Origin of the sequence: Vreelandella malpeensis (assembly GCF_020622355.1) — a bacterium.
In the GTDB taxonomy this organism is placed as follows: domain Bacteria; phylum Pseudomonadota; class Gammaproteobacteria; order Pseudomonadales; family Halomonadaceae; genus Vreelandella; species Vreelandella malpeensis.
Window position 1 is genome coordinate 172,560 of sequence record NZ_WHVL01000004.1, and the last position, 19,104, is coordinate 191,663.

The following is a 19,104-nucleotide window of genomic DNA, read 5'->3' on the forward strand; positions in this document are numbered from 1 at the left end:
GGCGATAAGCTGGGAGCGACTCTTCGTTTCCAAGGATACCGCGTGCGCCTTCACTACTGTGGACCGCTGCCCGAGCGGATCGGGTTTCTCCTGCTGCCTCGTTTTTCCATGATGGCGTTCTTCTCCGCCGTGGAACCGCTTCGTATCGCCAACCGCATCAGCGGTCGGTCCCTGTTCGAATGGACCCTCTACAGCACCGACGGTGAGCCGGTCACCGCCAGCAACGATATGACCCTGCTGGTGGATGAACCCATGGGCGACGAACGGGCGCTGTCGTCGCTGGCGGTATGTAGTGGCTTCGAGCCCGAACGCCATTTGAACCGGTCGCTGGCGGGCTGGCTGCACCGGCTGGACCAGGCCGGCTGCGCCCTCGGCGGACTCGATACCGGAGGCTTCGTGCTGGCCGCCGCTGAGCTCTTGAAAGGCGAACGCATCACGCTGCACTGGGAGAGCCTGCCGGTGTTTCGCGAACGCTACCCGACCCTTGAAACATCCGACGAGCTGTTCGAACTCGGCGAGCGGCGTTTTTCCTGTGCCGGTGGCGCGGCGGCGATGGACATGGTCCTCGAGGTCATCGCCCGACGCCACGGCGCGGCGCTGGCCGTAGCCGTGTCTGAACAGCTCATTCACGAGCGCCTTCGAAGCCGCCATGACCAGCAGCGCATGTCACTGGCAGGGCGGCTCGGCACCCATCATCGCCGCTTGATCGAAGCGGTGGGGTTGATGGAGCGCCACCTGGAGGAGCCTTTGCCCTTGGTGGAGATTGCCCGGCGCAGCGGCATCTCGCCTCGTCAGCTGCAGCGTCTGTTCGAACAGGAACTGAAGGTATCGCCGCGCCATTGGTATCTGGATCTTCGCCTTGCCCGCGCCGAACGGCTTTTGGCGGACACCGACATGGGGGTGCTGGCAGTGGGGGTGGCCTGCGGGTTTCGCTCGAGCTCGAGCTTCGCCCGAGCCTTTCGCGGGCGCTACGGCCACTCGCCGATGCAGGCGCGTCGGCGCTTTCGCAGCGGGCCCATGACGTAAAAAGGGGCAATAGCGTCGCCTGGTGTCGACTTTTCAGTTGTCTTAGCCCTCACACTGAAGGCTCATGATAAAAATGGAGACGACATGAACGCATCTTCCCAAGCCCTCAAGACCCCTTTCATTCTCGCTGCCCTTGGCGTGGCGACCCTGGCCGCCGGGCCCGCTACCGCCGACCTGGATGAGGTGCGTTTCGGCGTGCCGCCCTGGCCCGGGGTCACCGTCAAGTCTGAAGTGGCGGCGCAGTTGATGCAGGCCATGGGCTACGAGACTCGCCAGCGGGACCTGGCGGTGAGCGTCATCCTCGAGGGCTCGACTCGCAATGATCTCGATGTCTACCTGGGCGGCTGGTATCCGGTACAGATCGACATGATCGAGCCTCTGGTGGAAAGTGGTCAGGTCGAAAAGCTGGTCTCGAACATCGAAGGCGCGAACTCGGGCCTCGTGGTGCCTCGCTACGTGTATGACGCCGGCGTGACCTCGGTGGCCGACCTGGATGCCCATCGCGATCGTTTCGACGGCGAGATCCAGGGTATCGAGGCGGGTACCGGTATCAACAACGCGATACTGGCCGCCATCGATGGCGACCGGGCGGGGCTGGGGGATTGGACCCTGCGGGAAAGCTCCACCTCGGCGATGCTGGCCCAGGCGCAGCAGGCGATGGCGGAACAGGAGTGGGTCACTTTCGTGGGCTGGGAGCCGCACTGGATGAACGTCAGCTTCGATCTGGTCTATTTAGAGGATGCGGACGAGGCGGGCATTGCCGAGATCGAGAGTACGGTCTGGACGGTGGTGCCGGCGAGCCTCTCCCAAGAGGACCCGGAGCTTCATCGCTTTCTGAGCCAGTTCACGGTGGCGATCGAGGACCAGAACGACTGGGTTCATGGCTATAGCTTCGAGGATCGCCCTGCCGATGAAGTGGCTCGGGAGTGGATCGCAAGCCACCTGGACACCGTGGGCGAGTGGCTTGAGGGTGTGAGCGCCAAGGACGGCTCCCCGGCGATCGAGGCCGTTCGGGCCCAGTTCGAGTAACGGCGCCCGTGTCAGTCACGGCGAATATCGCCTAGCCTTCATCCAAGTGACGACGGCACGCCTGGCAGAAGTCCTGCCAGGCGTGCTTCATGTTCCAGAGCGTATCGTGGGCGTGCAGGGCGGCGTGTACCATCCCCGGAGCAACGCGGTCGCCGATGTCGCCTCCCGCCCGGCGCCAACGGACAATCTCTTGTATCAAGGGGGCGGTGAGCGGGTCGTGCTCCACACTCAGTACCTCGACCGGTCCTCGAGGCCGGGGCGTGGGTATCGCGCTTGAAAGCGCCGGGCAAAGCGGCGCCAGCGCCAGTACGTCCTGGCGGCTCAGAAGCGGGGCATCCGGGCCCAGGGTGTCGAGATTCAATCCATTCACGGGCGGATAGACAAGCCCCGACAGCGACGAATGGCAAACCTCCAGAGCGAGGCGAGCGCCGGCGCTGTCGCCCATGACGCCCACCGGACGCACCGTATCGATCACCCGCTGGCAGGCGACGACCATGGTATCGAACCGGTGCTCCGGGGCTAACGGGTAATCGACGCTGACGACCTCCCGGCCGAGCCGCTCGGCAAGATTTGCCGCGATGCCGTGGTGGCTCTCGAGGGAGCCGAGGGTGAAGCCTCCGCCATGCAGGTAGATCACAGACCCTGACCGGGCCCGCGCCGGTCGAAAACGCCTCACCTTCGTGCCTGCCACCTGATCATCGATCCGGGTCATCCCCACCGGATCTGGCGGGGCAAAGCTTGCGCAGAGCCGGTCATAGCGCCGACGGGCATAAGCGAGAGGCAGGGGCTCCATCGCCTCGAGCCCCTTCTCGAAGCGCTCGATAAACGCTTCGATGTCCATCAACGGCGAAGGCCGATACGGCGTCCGGCCAAGTCGGGCCATTCGCCTTGAGAGCGGGTGGGCAGGGTCGCGACCGCCGCCTCCACCGGCGAAGGGAAGGGGGCCGGCCGAGTGCTGGTTTGGTCGATGCCCATCAGCATCTGCTCGCTGGTCGCCAGCACGTTTTCTTCGCGATCCAGCAGCTCGAAAAACACGTGCAGGCGCTTGGCGTCGCGATCGAGCAGCGTCAGTCTGACGCTGAGCGCGGCGCCTTCGTGCACCTCCCGGCGATAGCACAGGTGGGTTTCCAGGGTATAGAGGGTGTAGCGATAACGCGTGCGCCCGGCCTCATCGAGGCCGAGGGTGACCATCAGCGCTTCCACGGCCTGGGAGAACACCCGGGCGTACTCCGCATCGTTCATGTGGCCGTTGTAGTCGACCCACTCCGGGGCCACCCGGGTATCGAGCACGATCATCAGATTCGTCCTTCGAGGCGTTCGGCCTCGGGCCAGTATTTCTGAACGAGTCCCAGCAGCTCCACCAGGAAGTCGTCCCGACGCCGATCCAGCTCGGCGATCGAGCGTCCCGCGGCCTGGTGCTCACAACCTTGCACCACGCGCTCGATCAGCTCGTTGGTAAGCTCTGGCGCCTCGAGCTTGGTCCAGGGAAGCTTCAGGGCCGGGCCGAACTGCTCGAGCATGTGGCGCATGCCCGCGTCGCCCCCGGCCAGGTGAAAGGTCAGGAAGGTGCCCATTAACGACCAGCGTAGCCCACAGCCGTAGACCACCGCCGCATCGATTTCCTCGGTGGTGGCCACGCCGTCGTTGACCAGGTGAAGCGCCTCGCGCCACAGCGCTTCCATCAGCCGGTCCGCCAAGTGGCCCTCGATCTCCTTGCGTACCACCAGCGGGCGCATGGCCAGGCGTTGATAAAGCGCCCGGCCGCGCTCGATGTGATGAGCCTCGGTGGCGTTACCGCCCACCAGTTCCACCAGCGGCAGCAGGTAGACCGGGTTGAAAGGATGGGCAACGATTACCCGGCCAGGAGCCCGGGTGCACTCGGTTTGAAGTTCGCTGGGCTTGAAACCGGACGTTGAGGAGCCGATGAGTACCGAGGGGTCGGCGCAGCGATCAAGGGCGGCCAGGATCTCGCGCTTGAGCGCCAGACGCTCCGGTACGTTTTCCTGGATCAGGTCCGCCTCCTGCACCGCGTCTTCAAGGCTGGATGCGAAGCGCAGGTTGTCCGGGCGCGCCCCGGGGGCGAGCCCATGAGCGCTCAAGGAGGCCCAGGCGTTGTCCACAAAGGCGCGGGTGCGCTCGGGGGCGCTCGGGTCCGGGTCGAACGCGACTACGTGAACCCCCTGGGCCAGCGCCCGGGCGATCCAGCCGTTACCGATGACGCCAGTGCCGATCACGCTGAGCTGTTTCATGCCTCACCTCCGGTCTGGGCGCCGCGAAGCTCCAGGTGGTCGCGAGTGCGGGCAGGGGTCATCACCCGGGCGCCCAGGTTCTCGATCAAGCTGGCCGCGTGCTCGACCAGTTGGGCGTTGCTCGCCAATACCCCTTTTCTGAGGTACAGGTTATCCTCGAGCCCCACCCGAGCATGGCCACCGAGCAGCACTGACTGAGCGACCATCGGCATCTGCTGGCGGCCGATGCCAAACGCCGCCCACTGGGCGGATGCCGGCAACTTGTTGCGCATGGCGAGCATGGTCTCCGTGTCCGCCTCGGCCCCCCAGGGAATGCCCAGGCACAGTTGGTAGAGGGGGTCGGCATCGATCAGACCCTCCTGTTGCAACTGACGGGCGAACCAGACGTGGCCCAGGTCGAAGCACTCGAGTTCCGGCTTGACGCCGGCAGCCTGCACAAGCCTTGCATGCTCGCGAAGCCAGTCCGCGGGGTTTACGTACACCATATCGCCGAAGTTGAGGCTTCCGCAGTCCAGGGTGCAAAGCTCCGGCAGAAGCTCCCCCACCGGGTGATGACGCTCGGCGGGGGTCTGGATGTCGGTGCCGGGCCCACCTCGGGTCGGGTCCGCAGGATCGGGAATCCAGTCACCGCCGCCACCGGCGGTGATGTTCATCACGATGTCCACGCCTGAATCGCGCACCCGGTCCATCACCTCGCGAAAGTGCGCCGGGTCGTGGCTGACGCCGCCGGTGGCCGGGTCGCGCACGTGAATGTGGGCAACGCTCGCTCCGGCCTTGGCGGCGGCGATGCAATCATCTGCGATCTGCTTTGGAGTAACCGGCACGTTCGGGTTCTTGCCAACGGTGTCGCCGGCGCCGGTAACGGCGCAGGTCAGGATGACCTCGGAATTCATCGCGCTCTCCTGTCGTTCAACTGACATGTCCAGCTCACGTGTTGATCGGATGTACTCAACCGATTCGCTTGCAGGTTGCGGATCAGTATGGAGAGACAAGGAGGGTTCGAATTGACCAGAAGCGACGAAGGATCGTCACTTTTGGTCATTCAGAAGGGCAGGAGAATGCAGGCGGGTCAGGTCGTGGAGGTCGGCTCGGTGCCGGTCAGGTCTGCCTCCGGGGCGTGTTCCATGCGCTCGCGCTCCTTGTCGATCAGGGCAAGCGCCTGCTGATGGGTGACGGTGGAGGCCGGTGTGATCAGGCTCACTACCACGCCGACGATTGTCGCGACGATGACCGCCGGCAGGCTCGGATTACCCCAGAAGGCGTTCCAGTCCGCATGACCGATGATGATCAGGGAGGTGGCCGACGCACTGGCGAGGGTGGCCAGACACCCTTGCCAGTTGTAGCGCTGCCAGAAGCGCCCTAGCAGCGCACTCACGAACAGCCCCGACATGATGGTGGAGATCATGCGGGTGATGTAGGTGATGACGTTGTCCGAGGCCAGCGCGAACAGCAGGGCCAGCAAGATGGTGCCCACCAGGGCGATACGAGAGAAGCGCACCACGTTGCCGGCGGACGGGGCGTGGCCGCGCACCAGCACGTAGAGATCACGAATCACGGTCGAGACCCCGGCGATGGCATCGGAGCTGGCGCTCGACATGGTGGCGGAAAGGCCGGCCACCAGCAGGAGCAACCCAAGGCCCAGCGGCAGGATCTCCGTGGCCAGGAAGGGGAAGGCGTAGTTACTGTTCTCGAGGTCCGGGTTGAGAGCGTGCGTCGCCATGCCGATGACCGCGGGAATCATGGCGAAGCCCAGGTAGAGCACTCCAGTGATGACGAAGGAGCGGCGTACCGAGCGCACTGAACGCCCGGAGTAGATGCGCTGACGAAACGAGGGGGTGGCGAGCACGCCGATGGCGATGACTGCCGCCAGGGATAGGGCGGGCAGAGCGCCGATCTGGGCGATGCCCAGAAAGCTCACCGCCTCGGGCGACATATTGGTGGTCAAGCCGCTCATGCCGCCTACTTCGGAAAGCGCCAGCACGGCCATTAGCATGAAACCGACGAACAGGATCACTGCCTGGACGGTATCGGTCCAGATGACCGCGAAGTAGCCGCCGATCACGCAGTAGATGCCGAACCCGAGGGCCACCAGTATACGGGCGGTGACCAGGTCGATGCCCGCCATCCAGGACAGGTACAGCCCACCGCCGAGAATATGGGCGCCCAGCCAGCCGATGGAGGCGATGTAGATCAGGCAGGCCACGATGTTGCGCACCCACCGATTGGCGCCGACGTAGTAGGAGAGTTCTTCGCTCATGGTCATGAAGCGGAGCTTGCGTACCGGCGCGAAGCACAGCGCCAGCAATAATACGCCGACGGCGCCGCCGAGCCCGTAAAGCGCCCCGGCCCAGCCGTTGGCGTAGCCAAAGCCTACCGCCCCCATGCTGGAGCCGGTGCCGACCATGGTGGCCACCGTAGTGCCCACGGTGAGAAACAGCGGCACGCTTCGCCCGCCCAGAAGAAAGTCGTCGCCGTTGCCGCGCTTGTGGCGAGAAACATACCAGCCGAACACGATCATGACGGCGATGTAGCCGACGAAGGCCGCGAGGAATATAGGACCGTTCATGTTAACCTCTTGTCGTTGTTAGCCCAGCCGTTGCCGCGGCCGAGGGAAAGCAATGAGGTGGCTGCTGAGGGAGGTCGTCCCGTGGTACAGCAGCGTGGTGCCGCTCCCTTGCCGGGGAGCGGCACTTTTTCTTTTGTCTTGCCTGACGTGTACCTGCCCGAATGGGTCGCTGTTTTCCTGTCGATGCATCAAGTACCGATGTGTCGGGCGTCGGTCAGGGGGCCTTGTAGCACTTCACGTCGACCTCGACCTTGCAGTCCACGACCAGGTCTTGAACGCTGCAGATCCGCGCCGGCGGGTTGTCGCCGAAGATCTCCTTGAACACCTTGTTGAAGGAGGTGAAGTAGCGCGCATCGGTCAGCACGGCGGTGACGTGCACCACATCCTCGACGCCGTACCCCGCCTCTTTCATGATCGCCAGGCAGTTATCGAAGGCCAGCCGGGTCTGCTCGACGATGCCGCCTTCGACCACCTCGCCGTCGGTCATGGGGGTCTGGCCGGAAACATACAGCCAGCCACCGGCTTCCACGGCCCGGGCGAAAGGCAGTTTCTGGCCGCCGGTGCCGACGCCACCTTCGGTGCCGTAACGTTTGATGCTCATGTATCGTTCTCCTGTGAGGGTGAGTGGGGGTGGGACAATGTGTCAAAGTGCGTCTCGATGCGCGCGCTGCGGCGCAGCATGCGTCCATGACGGCCAGGCTCGGTCATGTCCGGGGTATAGGCAAGCGCCCCGTTGACGAACACCGCCTCGATCCCCGTGGCCGGGGCGATGGGCTTGGCATAGGTGGCAGTGTCTTCAAGCACCGCGAGATCGAAAAGGGTCACATCGGCCATGGCGCCTTCGCGAAGCACGCCCCGGTCGGTGAGGCCGAAGTTGGCCGCGGACAGGCCGGTCATCTTGCGCACCGCCTCGGGCAGGGGCAGCAAGGCCAGATCACGACTGTAATGGGCCAGCACCCGGGGAAACGCCCCCCACAGCCGCGGATGCGGGTGGGGGTCGTTGGGCAGACCGTCCGAGCCCACCATGGCCAGCGGATGGGCGAGCACGCGCTGCATGTCCGCCTCGCTCATGTTGTGGTAAACCGCGCCGGCAGGCTGCAGGCGCCGCGCGGCCTCCAGCAGCGAGAGCCCCCACTGCGCCGCGATGTCGCAAAGCGGGCGACGAGCCTGTTCCGGATGCGGCTCTGACCAGGTGATGACGATCTCGATCTCGTCGGTGACCTGCCCAAGATCCAGGGTCGAGGAGCCTGCGGTGTAGGGGTAGCAGTCGCAGTGGGCGGTCTGGTGTCTGGCGGCGGTCTCGAGCTTTTCAAGCGCGGCGGGGGCGCCGCCCCAGTTGCCCGCTCCAGCGCATTTCAAGTGGGAGATGACCAGGGGCACTCCGCCATGGCGCGCGGTATGAAAGGCCTCGTCCATGGCTTCAAGCAGTCCCGCGAACTCATCGCGAAGATGGGTGGTGTAGACGCCGCCGGCCTCGCCGAGCACCTCGACCAACGCCTCGATCTCCTGGGTCGGCGCCTGGTAGGCGTTGCGATAGGCAAGCCCGGTACTCAGCCCAAGCGCTCCCTCGGCCAGGGCTTGGCCCAAGCGCTCACGCATGCTCGCTATCTCAGCTTGGCTGGCGGGGCGGGCGAAGTCGTCCATTACCTGGCTTCGCAGGCTGGTATGGCCGACCAGAGCCGCCACGTTGACGCTCGGGCGAGCGCTTTCCACGGCGCGGGCGTAGGTCGCGAAGCTTGGGTAGCGAAAATCCTCCGCCCGACCCAGCAGATTCATGGGGTCCGGTACCTCCCCGGCCAACGTCACCGGGCTTGCGCTGATACCGCAGTTGCCTACCACCACCGTGGTGACCCCTTGGGACAACTTGGCCAACATCTGCGGTGTGCGAATGACGTTGGTATCGTCGTGGGTATGCACGTCGATGAAGCCTGGCGACAGGTAAAGGCCGTCGGCGTTGAGGGTGGTCTTGGCGCTCGCGCCTTCGAGCGCGCCGATGGCGGCGATGCGGTCCCCGCGAATCGCAAGGTCGGCCCGCCGGGCGGGAGAGCCTTGGCCATCAAGTATCCAGGCGCCCTTGATCAGAACGTCATAGACCATGTCAATCTCCTAGGGGCTGGCGGTTGTCGCCACCACGATGGGCGTCGAGGGTGAGTTTCAAGCGGCGCAGCTTGTCTCGGGAGCGCTCCCGGTGACGCGTGGCCAGGGCCAGAGCCAGCACGTCGATCACCGCCATCATGGCGTAGCGCGATGCCGACGGGTGATAGATGAAATCCGTCTCCCGCGAGGCGATGGGCAGCACCAGATCCGCCGTCTCGGCCAAGGGCGAGCCCAAGGCGGTGATGGCAATGATCCGAGCGCCGTACTGACGGGCAATGCGGGCGCTGTCGACCATTTCCGGGGTGTAGCCGGTCACCGAGAGCACCACCACCACGTCGTTCTTGTCCAGGGTGGAGGCGACCATGCGCGGCAACAGCGCCTGGGGGTAGGCGGCCACGGCGTAGCCCAGGCGCACGAGGCGAAACTGCAGTTCCTGGCACAGCAGGCTTGAGCCACCCCCGGCGCCGAAGGCCAGGACCTGGCGAGCATCGTCGAGCCACGAGACCGCGTCGTCGACGTCCGCCCGGGCCATCAGCTCACGGTTGAGGGCGAGGGTCTGCGTGGCGATGTCGTAGACCGCCCCGGCACCGCTTTCGTCCCCGGCCTCTTGAATGAAGCGGCGACCGGCGCCGAGGGCGCGCACGAGGCAGGATTTCAAGGTGCGCACATTGGTACAGCCTACGGCGCGGGCGAAACGGGTGACCGTGGCGTCGCTTACCCCGGCCCGGCGAGCGATCTCGCCGATGCTGGACTCGGCCACGAAATCGATGTCATCGAAGATCAGCGTCGCGACCTTCTTCTCCGCCTCACGCAGGGCGGCAAAGTCGGCAGTGATGCGCGAAAGAATGTCGATTTCCTGGCTCACGTCTCGCTCCTTGGCTGGCCTGACCCTGAAAGTATGTTAATTTCTAACTCATATCCAGCGTGATGTGAAATTTTCTAACAATTCGTGCCCCACAACAGCAGGAGCCAGTGATGACCCACGATCGCAATGCCTCGTTTCCGGGAAATGCAGAAGCAAAAGGCGTGATACCGACCCTTGATGGAAAAAAAGAGGTGGCCAGCTTGGAGAAGGGAAGCACTGTGCTCGGTACCAAGGTGCTGAGCGGGGTCAGCCTGCCTGCCGCCATCATTCGGGACGAGGCACTCACCCATAACCTGGCCTGGATGCAGGCATTCGCCGAACGTCATGGGGCCGAGCTTGCCCCTCACGGCAAGACCACCATGACCCCGGTCTTGTTCGAGCGCCAGCTGGCCCAAGGGGCCTGGGGCATCACCCTGGCCACGGCGGTACAGTGCCAGGCCGCGGCGGCTCACGGCGTGACGCGACTGCTCATGGCGAACCAATTGGTAGGGGAGGCCAACATGGCGATCGTGGCCTCTCTGATCGCCGACGGCGTCGACTTCTACTGCGTGGTGGACAGCGCCGAGAACGTTGCCCAGCTTGATGGCTTCTTCGCCGCTCGCGGGCTGACGCTTCAGGTCTTGATCGAGTTCGGGGTGCCCGGGGGGCGGTGCGGCTGTCGCAGTGCCGAGGAGGTGCTGGCCCTGGCAGAGGTCATCCACGAGGCGCCGGCCCTGGCGCTCGCTGGGCTCGAAGGCTATGAAGGCGTGGTGGAGGCGGTGGATCCGGCTCAAGGGGTGCGCCGCTACGCGGATACCCTGGTGGAGGTGGCGCGCACTCTGCACGAGCAAGGGCGGTTCACCGTGGCCGCGCCGTTGGTCACTGCCTCCGGGTCCGCCTGGTACGACGTGATCGCCGAGTCCTTTCACGCGGCGAAGCTGACCGGGCGGCTCACCCCGGTTCTGCGCCCGGGCTGCTACGTGGTGCACGACCACGGCCTGTACCGCGAGGCCCAGGCCGCAGTGCTGGCCCGGCGGGGGGATCTCACCTCGGCCCTGGAGCCGGCTCTCGAGGTGCTGGCCCAGGTGCAGTCGCTGCCGGAACCCGGGCTTGCCATCGTGGCCTTGGGCAAGCGCGATATCGGCTACGATCACCTGCCCTTTCCCCTGCGCCGCTATCGGGAAGGGGGCACCGCGAACCAGATCCTCTCCACCGAGGGGTGGACCCTGACCAAGCTCATGGACCAGCACGCGTTCGTGCAGTTACCCCGTGACACTCAGGACGTCGCGATCGGCGACATTATTGCTTTCAGCGTTTCCCACCCGTGCCTGACCTTCGACAAGTGGCGCCAGCTGTTGCTCGTCGACGAGGCTCTGGACGTCAAGGCTTGCCTGTCTACCTGCTTCTAGCGTCAAAGGCGCTGGGCGCCAGCTAGGTAGCGCTTGAGAATAGGTAGCGCTTGAGAAAGTCGAGAAAGCGGTGGTCGTTGGCATAGGCGATATGCACCCGCAAGGCGCCGGCATCCGGGCCGTTGGGGCGTAGCGAGAAGATGGCGCCGGGGGCAATGAAAATGCCCTCGTCGCTGGCTCGGCGCGCCAGGGCCTGGGCATCGATTCCCGGGGGGAGGTGGCCCCAAAGGTAGTAGCCTTCGTTTATTGCCCCGTGGGTCTGGATGCCCGCGTCTTTCAAGGCAAGCGCGGCACTGGCGCTTGCCTTGCTGATGCGCTCTCGAAGCTGTACCAAGTGGCGGCGGTAGCGCCCTTGCTCGATCATGTCGTGAATCAGGCGCTCGTTGAAGGTGGAGCTGTTGACCACGGTGATCATCTTGATATCCGTCAGCGCGCTGACCAGCGTCGGGCTGCCCGCCAGATACCCCGACCGCACGCCCGTGGAGAGCGTCTTCGAGAAGCTTCCCACGTAGATGACCCGGTTGAGATCATCCAGTGCCGCCAGGTGGGCGCTACCCCGTGGTGAGAGATCGCCGAAGACGTCATCCTCCACCAGCACCACGTTGTAGCGCTCGGCGATGGTCAATAGCCGGTGCAACTGGTAGGGCGGGAGGGTCGTGCCGGTGGGGTTGTGGGCGTTGGGCTGAAGAAAGAAAAGCCCGGGCCGGTACTGCTTGATCTTGCGCTCGAGGTCGTCGAGATCCAGGCCCTCGTGGCTGCGAGGTACACCCACCAGCTTGGCCCGGGCCAGGCGCAGCTTGCCGAAGAGCGGGTAGTAGCCCGGGGTCTCGACCAGCACGCTGTCTCCAGGCCCTACGAAATGGCGAATGATCAAATCGAAAGCGTGGTTGGCCCCAAAAGTGAGCAGCACCTGATCCTGGGTGGCATGGATCGAGCGTCCGGCGAGCACCCGTGCGATGGTCTCGCGAAGGGGCATGTAGCCTTGGGGGGCGCCGTACTCGAGGTCGCTGTCCGCAGCGGTCAGCTGCTTCGCCAGGCGTGCCAGGATTGCCCCGGCCATCCAGCTGGCAGGGGCTCGTCCGTCTCCCACTCGAACCGCGAAATTGCCCACGAGCTGCTCGCGCAGTAGCGAAACGCTGTCCACGGCTTCGTTGAGCTCTTCGGTCTTCTCACTGGTGTCCAGCACCAGAGGTTTGACGACGAAAAACCCGGCGCCCTGGCGCGCCCGGACTCGGCCCAGGGCCACCAGTTGATCGTAGGCATCTACTACCGTGTTCTTGGACACGCCGTGCTGGCGCGCCGCCTCGCGAATCGAGGCGAGCCGCGTTCCGGGCATCAGGCGCCCCTGCTCGATGGCATCCAGTATGCCCTGCACCATTCGCTTCGATTTCGTCATCGCCCGGCTCGCTCTGGAGTGAGATGCATCAGGGTACTGTACCGGTGAGCTGATGGGTACAGTCCTTCGTTCAATGGGGTCAACTGTGCCTGGGCGAGGAGGGCCGGGTTCGCCATCATCGCTTGAAAATCAAACCAATAAACAATAATAGAGGAATCACGCCATGCCGGAGCCGCGTACCCGCTACCTGAACGTTTGGGATGACACCGTGGGAGGGCGCGATCTGCTGCTGTCCCTGTGCCTGTCAACCCCCTTGACCCTGGGGGGCTACCTGCTGGCCCCCGGGCCCGCACCCATGCCTCTTATCTGCGGGCTGTGCGGCGCTCTTGTCGGATTTCTGGCCAACACCTTGCTGTTTCGCCCCAAGCGGCGGATCGACACCGGCGAGGAGGTCTAGCCATGGATCCTGTCATCTTGCTGCAGATGCTCGTCGCCGCGGTGATCGGCGTGGTGATCTATACCGCCATCGGCGTGGCCCCGGGCACCGATGAAACCGCGGTACTGGCCCCGGTGACGCTGGCCCTGGTGGTTGCCGGGGTCGCTCTACCGGTGGTGCTTGCGTTCTTCATGGCAGCTATCGTTGCCAAGAAGCTGACGGATTCCATTCCGGTCTCCGTGGCGGGGATTCCCGGCGGGGTCATGTCCGCTCCCATGGTGGAGCATGCCTTGATCCTCAAGCGTGAAGGCCATGCGACACTGGCGATTCGCAAGATGGCCTCCGGGTCGGTGATCGGCACCCTGGTCGCCATTCCCATCAGCCTTTTCCTCGCGTTTCTGCTGACCCCTCTAGCGGACGTGCTGGGGCAGTACGCCAGTCAGATATTCTTCGGTGGGGCGGTCTTTCTGGCCTTGATGAGCCGTGAAAAGGTCATCAGCCTGATCAGTATCGTGCTGCTGGCGGCGCTCATTCAGGCGCTGCGGCATTTCTACTGGGGGATGGGCGTCATTCCCGAAGGCCAGACCGTGTTCATCTCCTTCTTTCTGGGCATCACTATCGGCCCGATGATGTTCAATCTCGCCCAGCTCACGGTCAACCGCGAACGCCAGACCATGACCGAAAGCGCGCCCAAACAGATCCAGATCCACGGCAGCGACGACACAGGACGCCTGCCCAACCCGTTTCGTATCCTGAACCGCCAGGAGGCGACCTCCGCGGCGGCGAGTTCCGTGCTCGGCTCGGTCACGTTCTTCATGAGCCCCGTGGGCATCACGATCTTTCTCGGAGAGGTGATGTCGAGCTGGGTCAAGGGCACGGTAGCCAAGGCCAGTCGCGCGCTCTCGTCGATGGATGCGGTGACCAACGCCTCCTACATCGCCGGTATCCTGATTCCTCTGGCCGCGCTCGGCATCCCCATGAGCCCGATGGCGATCGGCCCGGGCAATGCGTTCTTCAACGCGCCGCCCGTGTTGACCCTGGAGCAAAACGCGCACCACCTGATGAGCTTCTGGGAAATCACCGTGGCCAGCGTGCTGGGGGCCGGGGTGGCGCTCTTGATCACCTATCCCATCGCCGTGCGCTATGCCCGGCGCATCTGCCTGTTCGTGTTCACGCGCATTCCCCACGAAGCCTTCCTGGCGATGTTCTTCTCTCTGGTAATGCTGCTCGCCTACATGGACGCCGGACTCATGGGCATCCTGGGCGTCATGGTGCTGGCACTGGTGGCGGGGCTTCTCAACCGTTGGGGGGTGAACTACGGCGTGCAGTTCATGACCCTCTACGCCGCGCCCTGGCTGATGGGCCTGCTGGCCTGACGATACTCATTCAACGAAAGGAAGGCTCATGACCCGTTCAAGCGCTGACACACATTCTGACAAAAGCTCTGACATTCGTGCTGGTTCCCACCTTGGCTCAGGTTCGCGCATCCCCGGTTTTCACCAGCTGTCCCCGGAGCAGCGCCTGGACAAGGTGCTCGCCCAGACCGGGCTCGGTGACGAGGTGCGCAGCCACTTCACCGACATGGGCAACGTCTCGCCGGCGGCGGCGGATGCCATGATCGAAAACGTCATCGGCACCCTCAATCTTCCGATCGGTATCGCCACGAATCTGATCATCGACGGCGAGGAGCCTCTGGTGCCCATGGCCACTGAAGAGTCCTCGGTGGTGGCGGCGGTATGCAACGCCGCCCGCCAATGCCGGGCATCCGGCGGTTTCAAGACCGATACCTCGGCGCCGCTGATGATCGCCCAGATACAGCTTCTCGAGGTGCCGAACCCGGCCTTCGCCCGCCTGCGGTTGCTGTCGGAAATCGAGCAGATCAAGGCGATCTGCGATGCCACGGACCCGGTGCTGCTCGAGCACGGTGGCGGCTTTCGGGATCTCGAGGTGCGAGTGATCGACGACATGGTCATCGTGCACCTGCTGGTGGACGTGCGCGACGCCATGGGGGCCAACGCGGTGAACTCCATGGCCGAGGCGGTTGCGCCCTTGCTGGCGCAGTGGAGTGATGGCAAGAGCTGCCTGCGTATCCTGTCGAACCTGGCGGATCGGCGCCTGGCCCGGGCGCGAGCTACCTGGAGCCTTTCCGACATTGGCGGGGAGGCAGTGCGCGATGCCATGTTGAACGCCTATCGCTTCGCCGACCTGGACCCTTACCGGGCGGCGACCCACAACAAGGGCATCATGAACGGGGTGAGCGCCGTGGTGCTGGCCACGGGCAACGATACCCGGGCCGTCGAGGCCGGAGCCCATGCCTTCGCCGCGCGCAGCGGGCGCTATCGCTCCTTGACCCACTGGGAAGTGGATGGCGAGGGCAATCTCACCGGCACGCTGGAAATGCCGATGCCGGTGGGCCTGGTCGGCGGGGCGACGCGTTCGCATCCCAGTGCCCGGCACTGCCTGTCCATTCTGGGGGTCGAGACCGCAGACCGACTGGCACGTATCATCGTGGCCGTGGGGCTTGCCCAGAATTTCGCCGCCATGAAGGCATTGGCCACTACCGGCATTCAGAAGGGCCATATGGCGCTTCATGCCAAGAACATCGCGGTCATGGCCGGTGCCGAGCATGACGAGATCGACCACGTGGCCGCCTTGCTCGTGAAGGAAGGTAAGGTACGGGTGGATATCGCAAAAGGGCATCTGGCAATGCTTCGAGGCGCCTGAGCCACCGGCCCAGGCCGGCATGGCGACCAGGGCGGAGAAGGCGCAGATGGCGACGAAGCGGTGGTTCATCGAGAGCTCCTCGTGCGGGGGGCGGCGAGCGCCTCGTATTCGGCGTTGCTGCTTGAAACGCCATCACGTCATGACATCTGCCGAAGACACCGCTCATCCAGCTCGCTCAAGTGCGTGAACCCCAGCAGGCCGAGCGTGGAGGCCATCTCCTTTTCCAGCAAGCCTAGGGCATGGGTGACGCCGGCCTGGCCGCCGGCGGCCAGGCCATAAAGCGTGGCGCGACCGAGCCACACGGCATCGGCGCCCAGCGCCAGGGCCTTGACGATGTCGGTACCACGGCGAAAGCCGCTGTCGACGAACAGCTGGCAGCGCTCGCCCACCCGCGCCTTGACCTCGGCCAGCGTATCCATCGGCGACAGCGAGTGGTTGAGCTGACGCCCGCCGTGGTTCGACAGCACGATCCCGTCCACCCCGCGTTGCACGGCTTCCTCGGCCTCGTCCGGGGCGATGATGCCCTTGAGGATGAGCTTGCCCGGCCACACGTCGCGAAGCCAGGCGATGTCGTCCCAGTTGAGGGTGGGGTCGAGCTGCGGGCCGATGATCTGCGAGGCGCCCTGAGCGTTGCGCTTGTCCGGTGGCAGCAGGTCGTCGAGGTTCTTGAAGGTGGGCAGCCCGTCTGGCCACAGCACATCCTTCATCCAACCTGGCTTGGTCAACAGGTGCAGAAGGTTGGCAGTGGAGGGCTTCAGGGGGCGGCGGAAATTGCGCACGTCCCACTCACGGTTGCCATAAATGGCGCTGTCGGTGGTCACCACGATGGCATCGAAGCCCGCCCGGGCGCAGCGCTCGATCATCGATTTGACGAAATGCCGGTCGCGGTAGAAGTAGATCTGCATCCAGGCCGTGAGGCCTTCGATGGCGGTGATCTCCTCCATACGGGTCGTCGAGACACTGCTGAGCACGAAGGGAATGCCGGCATCCCGCGCGGCCAGAGCGAGCTTCAGATCGCCGTCGTGGCTGAGCATGCCGTTGAACCCGGTAGGGCCGATCGCCACGGGCAGGCGATGCTCCTGACCGAACAGGGTGGTCGAAAGCTTGCGAGGACCCACTCGAGTCATCGTCTTTGGCTCGAAAAGATAGCGGTCGAAGACCCTGCGATTATGGGCGAGCGTATGCTCGTCGTCGCTGCCGCCGTAGACGTACTCGAACACGAAACTGGGCAGTCGGCGCTTGGCGATGTGCTCCATGTCTTCGATATTCAAGGCTTTTTTATAATTCGAACCGGTATAACGCTGGCGTTTCATCGTTTTTGTCCTTCAACCAAAGTATAGACGGCAAGGGCTTTAGTTTGTTTCGCCATACTACCATACTAGTCATATCAGTTACGGGGCTAGCCCCACATTCAGGCGATATCCATGGACGACATCAATCCCACCTTGCAGGCGCTGTGGCAGGAGACCTCGGAAACCGAGTCCGTGCGCCAGCGCCTTTATCAGGTGCTGCGGCAATCCATCATTCAGATGGTCCTGGCACCTGGCAAGGCGCTGTCCGAGAAAGAGGTCGCCGACGCCTTTTCGGTGAGCCGGCAGCCGGTACGCGAAGCCTTCATTCGCCTGTCCGAGGTGGGACTGGTCGAGGTTCGCCCGCAGCGCGGCACCTTCGTCGTCAAGATTTCCCGGCGCGCGGTGCTCGAGTCGCGTTTCGTGCGTGAAGCGGTGGAGGTTGCCGTAGTGCGCCAGGCGACCGTCAAGGGACTTTCCCCCGCGGTTCTCGAGGAGCTCGATGAGTTGGTCGAACGCCAGCGCCGCTGTATTCAGCCGCACGACTCGAATCGCTTTTACCTGCTCGACGAGCGCTTTCACAAGACGCTCTCGCTCGCGGTGGGCCAGCAATCCGCCTGGAAGGTGATCGAGGAAGTGCGCGCTCAGCTCGACCGGGTGCGCTATTTGAGCGTGCCCGATACCACGCCCATCGCGCGGCTTGTCGAGCAGCACGCCGATATTCTGTCCGCTATCGAGGAGCGCGACGTCGCGCAGGCGGAACACGCCATGCGGCGCCACCTGCGCGAAATTCTCGTGTCGCTGCCCGATCTGGTCCAACGCTTTCCCGAGATGTTCGATGCTCAGGAAACGCTATCTTTCATCGAGGAAGACGCTTCATGAAGATCGAACACGCCTATACCATCGTCACCTCCCCGGGGCGCAACTTCGTCACCCTCAAGATCGTCACCGACGAGGGCACCTACGGCATCGGTGATGCGACGTTGAACGGCCGCGAGATGGCGGTGGTCGCTTATCTCGACGAGCACGTCATCCCGGCACTGATCGGCCGCGACCCGCAGCGCATCGAGGACATCTGGCACTACCTGTATCGCGGTGCCTACTGGCGGCGCGGACCGGTGACCATGAGTGCGATCGCCGCCGTCGACATGGCGCTTTGGGACATCAAGGCGAAGCTCGCCGGCATGCCGCTCTACCAGCTGCTCGGTGGCAAGAGCCGCGAGCGAGTGATGGTCTACGGCCACGCCACCGGACGCGACATCGAGTCGTGCCTCGAGGAGGTTGCCCGCCACGTGGACGAAGGCTACAAGGCGGTACGTGTGCAGGCCGGCGTGCCGGGGATCGCCAGCATCTACGGCGTGGCCAAGAAGGAGGGCGAGCCCTACGAGCCGGCGGATGCGGACCTGCCCGCCGAGCACGTCTGGAGCACCTCCAAGTACCTGAATCACGTGCCCAAGCTCTTTGCCGCCGTGCGCGAGCGCTTCGGTGACGACCTGCACGTGCTGCACGACGTCCATCACCGCCTGACGCCCATCGAGGCCGCGCGCCTGGGCAAGGCGGTGGAGCCCTACAATCTCTTCTGGCTCGAGGACTGCGTACCGGCAGAAAACCAGGAAGGCTTCGGGCTGATTCGCCAGCACACCACCACGCCGCTGGCGGTGGGCGAGGTGTTCAACAGTCTGTTCGACGCCAAGGCGCTGATCGAGAACCAGTGGATCGACTACATTCGCGCCACGCTCACCCACGCCGGGGGTATCACTCACGTGCGAAGGCTTGCGGATCTGGCCGGGCTCTACCACGTGCGCACCGGCTTCCATGGACCGACGGATCTTTCGCCGGTGTGCATGGGCGCGGCGATCCATTTCGATACCTGGGTGCCCAACTTCGGCATTCAGGAGTACATGCCGCACACCGCTGCGACCAACGAGGTGTTCCCCCACGATTACCGCTTCGAGGATGGCCATTTCCTCGTCGGCGAGAGCCCGGGACACGGCGTCGATATCGACGAGGAACTGGCCAAACAGTACCCCTACAAGCGTGCCAGCCTGCCGGTCAACCGGCTGGAAGACGGCACCCTATGGCACTGGTGAGGAGCCTTG

18 protein-coding genes are annotated in these 19,104 nt (G+C 64.4%); 8 read left to right on the plus strand and 10 right to left on the minus strand.

Features of this window, described 5'->3' with window-relative positions; genetic code table 11:
• Positions 1–42 precede the first annotated feature (42 nt).
• Together GEV37_RS10760 and GEV37_RS10765 are read left to right on the plus strand one after the other, a co-directional pair.
• Positions 43–1,026, plus strand: a complete 984-nt coding sequence (locus GEV37_RS10760) for a GlxA family transcriptional regulator (RefSeq protein ID WP_227390252.1) — start codon at positions 43–45, stop codon at positions 1,024–1,026.
• An 84-nt stretch (positions 1,027–1,110) separates the two neighbouring features.
• Positions 1,111–2,055, plus strand: a complete 945-nt coding sequence (locus GEV37_RS10765) for an ABC transporter substrate-binding protein (protein ID WP_227390253.1) — start codon at positions 1,111–1,113, stop codon at positions 2,053–2,055.
• 31 nt (positions 2,056–2,086) lie between these two features.
• Here GEV37_RS10765 and GEV37_RS10770 read toward each other — a convergent pair whose 3' ends face one another.
• The 8 genes from GEV37_RS10770 to GEV37_RS17045 form a co-directional block, all read right to left on the minus strand.
• Positions 2,087–2,938 carry an alpha/beta hydrolase gene (locus GEV37_RS10770; RefSeq protein WP_227390254.1) on the minus strand — a complete coding sequence of 284 codons (852 nt, stop codon included), beginning with the start codon at positions 2,936–2,938 and terminating at the stop codon, positions 2,087–2,089.
• Positions 2,896–3,351, minus strand: a complete 456-nt coding sequence (locus GEV37_RS10775; RefSeq protein WP_227390255.1) for a thioesterase family protein — start codon at positions 3,349–3,351, stop codon at positions 2,896–2,898. Before GEV37_RS10775 ends, GEV37_RS10770 begins: the two co-directional genes overlap by 43 nt.
• Positions 3,351–4,304, minus strand: coding sequence for an L-carnitine dehydrogenase (locus GEV37_RS10780; protein ID WP_227390256.1), 954 nt, complete (start codon positions 4,302–4,304; stop codon positions 3,351–3,353). Before GEV37_RS10780 ends, GEV37_RS10775 begins: the two co-directional genes overlap by 1 nt.
• Positions 4,301–5,197: a beta-keto acid cleavage family enzyme gene (locus GEV37_RS10785; protein WP_227390451.1), complete on the minus strand. Its 897-nt coding sequence runs from the start codon at positions 5,195–5,197 to the stop codon at positions 4,301–4,303. The genes GEV37_RS10780 and GEV37_RS10785 overlap by 4 nt, the downstream gene beginning before the upstream one ends.
• A 176-nt stretch (positions 5,198–5,373) precedes the next feature.
• Positions 5,374–6,870, minus strand: a complete 1,497-nt coding sequence (locus GEV37_RS10790) for a sodium:solute symporter family protein (RefSeq protein WP_227390257.1) — start codon at positions 6,868–6,870, stop codon at positions 5,374–5,376.
• Positions 6,871–7,084: 214 nt separating this feature from the next.
• Complete coding sequence (locus tag GEV37_RS10795; RefSeq protein ID WP_227390258.1) at positions 7,085–7,471, minus strand: RidA family protein; 387 nt, start codon at positions 7,469–7,471, stop codon at positions 7,085–7,087.
• On the minus strand, positions 7,468–8,967 hold the full coding sequence (locus GEV37_RS10800; protein ID WP_227390259.1) for an N-acyl-D-amino-acid deacylase family protein: 1,500 nt from the start codon (positions 8,965–8,967) through the stop codon (positions 7,468–7,470). The genes GEV37_RS10795 and GEV37_RS10800 overlap by 4 nt, the downstream gene beginning before the upstream one ends.
• A 1-nt stretch (position 8,968) precedes the next feature.
• A complete protein-coding gene (locus GEV37_RS17045; protein WP_227390260.1) occupies positions 8,969–9,832 on the minus strand; it encodes a MurR/RpiR family transcriptional regulator in 864 nt (287 codons plus the stop codon).
• A gap of 218 nt (positions 9,833–10,050) precedes the next feature.
• Here GEV37_RS17045 and GEV37_RS10810 point away from each other — a divergent pair, with 218 nt between their 5' ends.
• On the plus strand, positions 10,051–11,220 hold the full coding sequence (locus GEV37_RS10810) for an amino acid deaminase (protein ID WP_227390261.1): 1,170 nt from the start codon (positions 10,051–10,053) through the stop codon (positions 11,218–11,220).
• Positions 11,221–11,242: 22 nt separating this feature from the next.
• Here the strand turns inward: GEV37_RS10810 and GEV37_RS10815 are convergent, their stop codons facing one another.
• Positions 11,243–12,616, minus strand: coding sequence for an aminotransferase-like domain-containing protein (locus tag GEV37_RS10815; RefSeq protein ID WP_227390262.1), 1,374 nt, complete (start codon positions 12,614–12,616; stop codon positions 11,243–11,245).
• Positions 12,617–12,779: 163 nt separating this feature from the next.
• On the opposite strand from GEV37_RS10815, the gene GEV37_RS10820 reads away from it, so the two are divergent.
• The 3 genes from GEV37_RS10820 to GEV37_RS10830 are packed head-to-tail and all read left to right on the plus strand — an operon-like array spanning position 12,780 to position 15,716.
• A complete protein-coding gene (locus tag GEV37_RS10820) occupies positions 12,780–13,013 on the plus strand; it encodes a hypothetical protein (RefSeq protein ID WP_227390263.1) in 234 nt (77 codons plus the stop codon).
• A gap of 2 nt (positions 13,014–13,015) precedes the next feature.
• The gene (locus GEV37_RS10825) at positions 13,016–14,368 is read left to right on the plus strand and encodes a tripartite tricarboxylate transporter permease (RefSeq protein ID WP_227390264.1); all 1,353 of its coding nucleotides are present in this window, start codon (positions 13,016–13,018) and stop codon (positions 14,366–14,368) included.
• A 28-nt stretch (positions 14,369–14,396) separates the two neighbouring features.
• A complete protein-coding gene (locus GEV37_RS10830) occupies positions 14,397–15,716 on the plus strand; it encodes a hydroxymethylglutaryl-CoA reductase, degradative (RefSeq protein ID WP_227390265.1) in 1,320 nt (439 codons plus the stop codon).
• A gap of 137 nt (positions 15,717–15,853) precedes the next feature.
• Here GEV37_RS10830 and GEV37_RS10835 read toward each other — a convergent pair whose 3' ends face one another.
• A complete protein-coding gene (locus GEV37_RS10835; RefSeq protein WP_227390266.1) occupies positions 15,854–17,029 on the minus strand; it encodes an alpha-hydroxy acid oxidase in 1,176 nt (391 codons plus the stop codon).
• A gap of 111 nt (positions 17,030–17,140) precedes the next feature.
• Here GEV37_RS10835 and GEV37_RS10840 point away from each other — a divergent pair, with 111 nt between their 5' ends.
• Both GEV37_RS10840 and manD read left to right on the plus strand, forming a co-directional pair.
• Positions 17,141–17,887, plus strand: a complete 747-nt coding sequence (locus GEV37_RS10840; RefSeq protein WP_227390267.1) for a GntR family transcriptional regulator — start codon at positions 17,141–17,143, stop codon at positions 17,885–17,887.
• The gene (gene manD / locus GEV37_RS10845; RefSeq protein ID WP_227390268.1) at positions 17,884–19,095 is read left to right on the plus strand and encodes a D-mannonate dehydratase ManD; all 1,212 of its coding nucleotides are present in this window, start codon (positions 17,884–17,886) and stop codon (positions 19,093–19,095) included. The genes GEV37_RS10840 and manD overlap by 4 nt, the downstream gene beginning before the upstream one ends.
• Positions 19,096–19,104 lie beyond the last annotated feature (9 nt).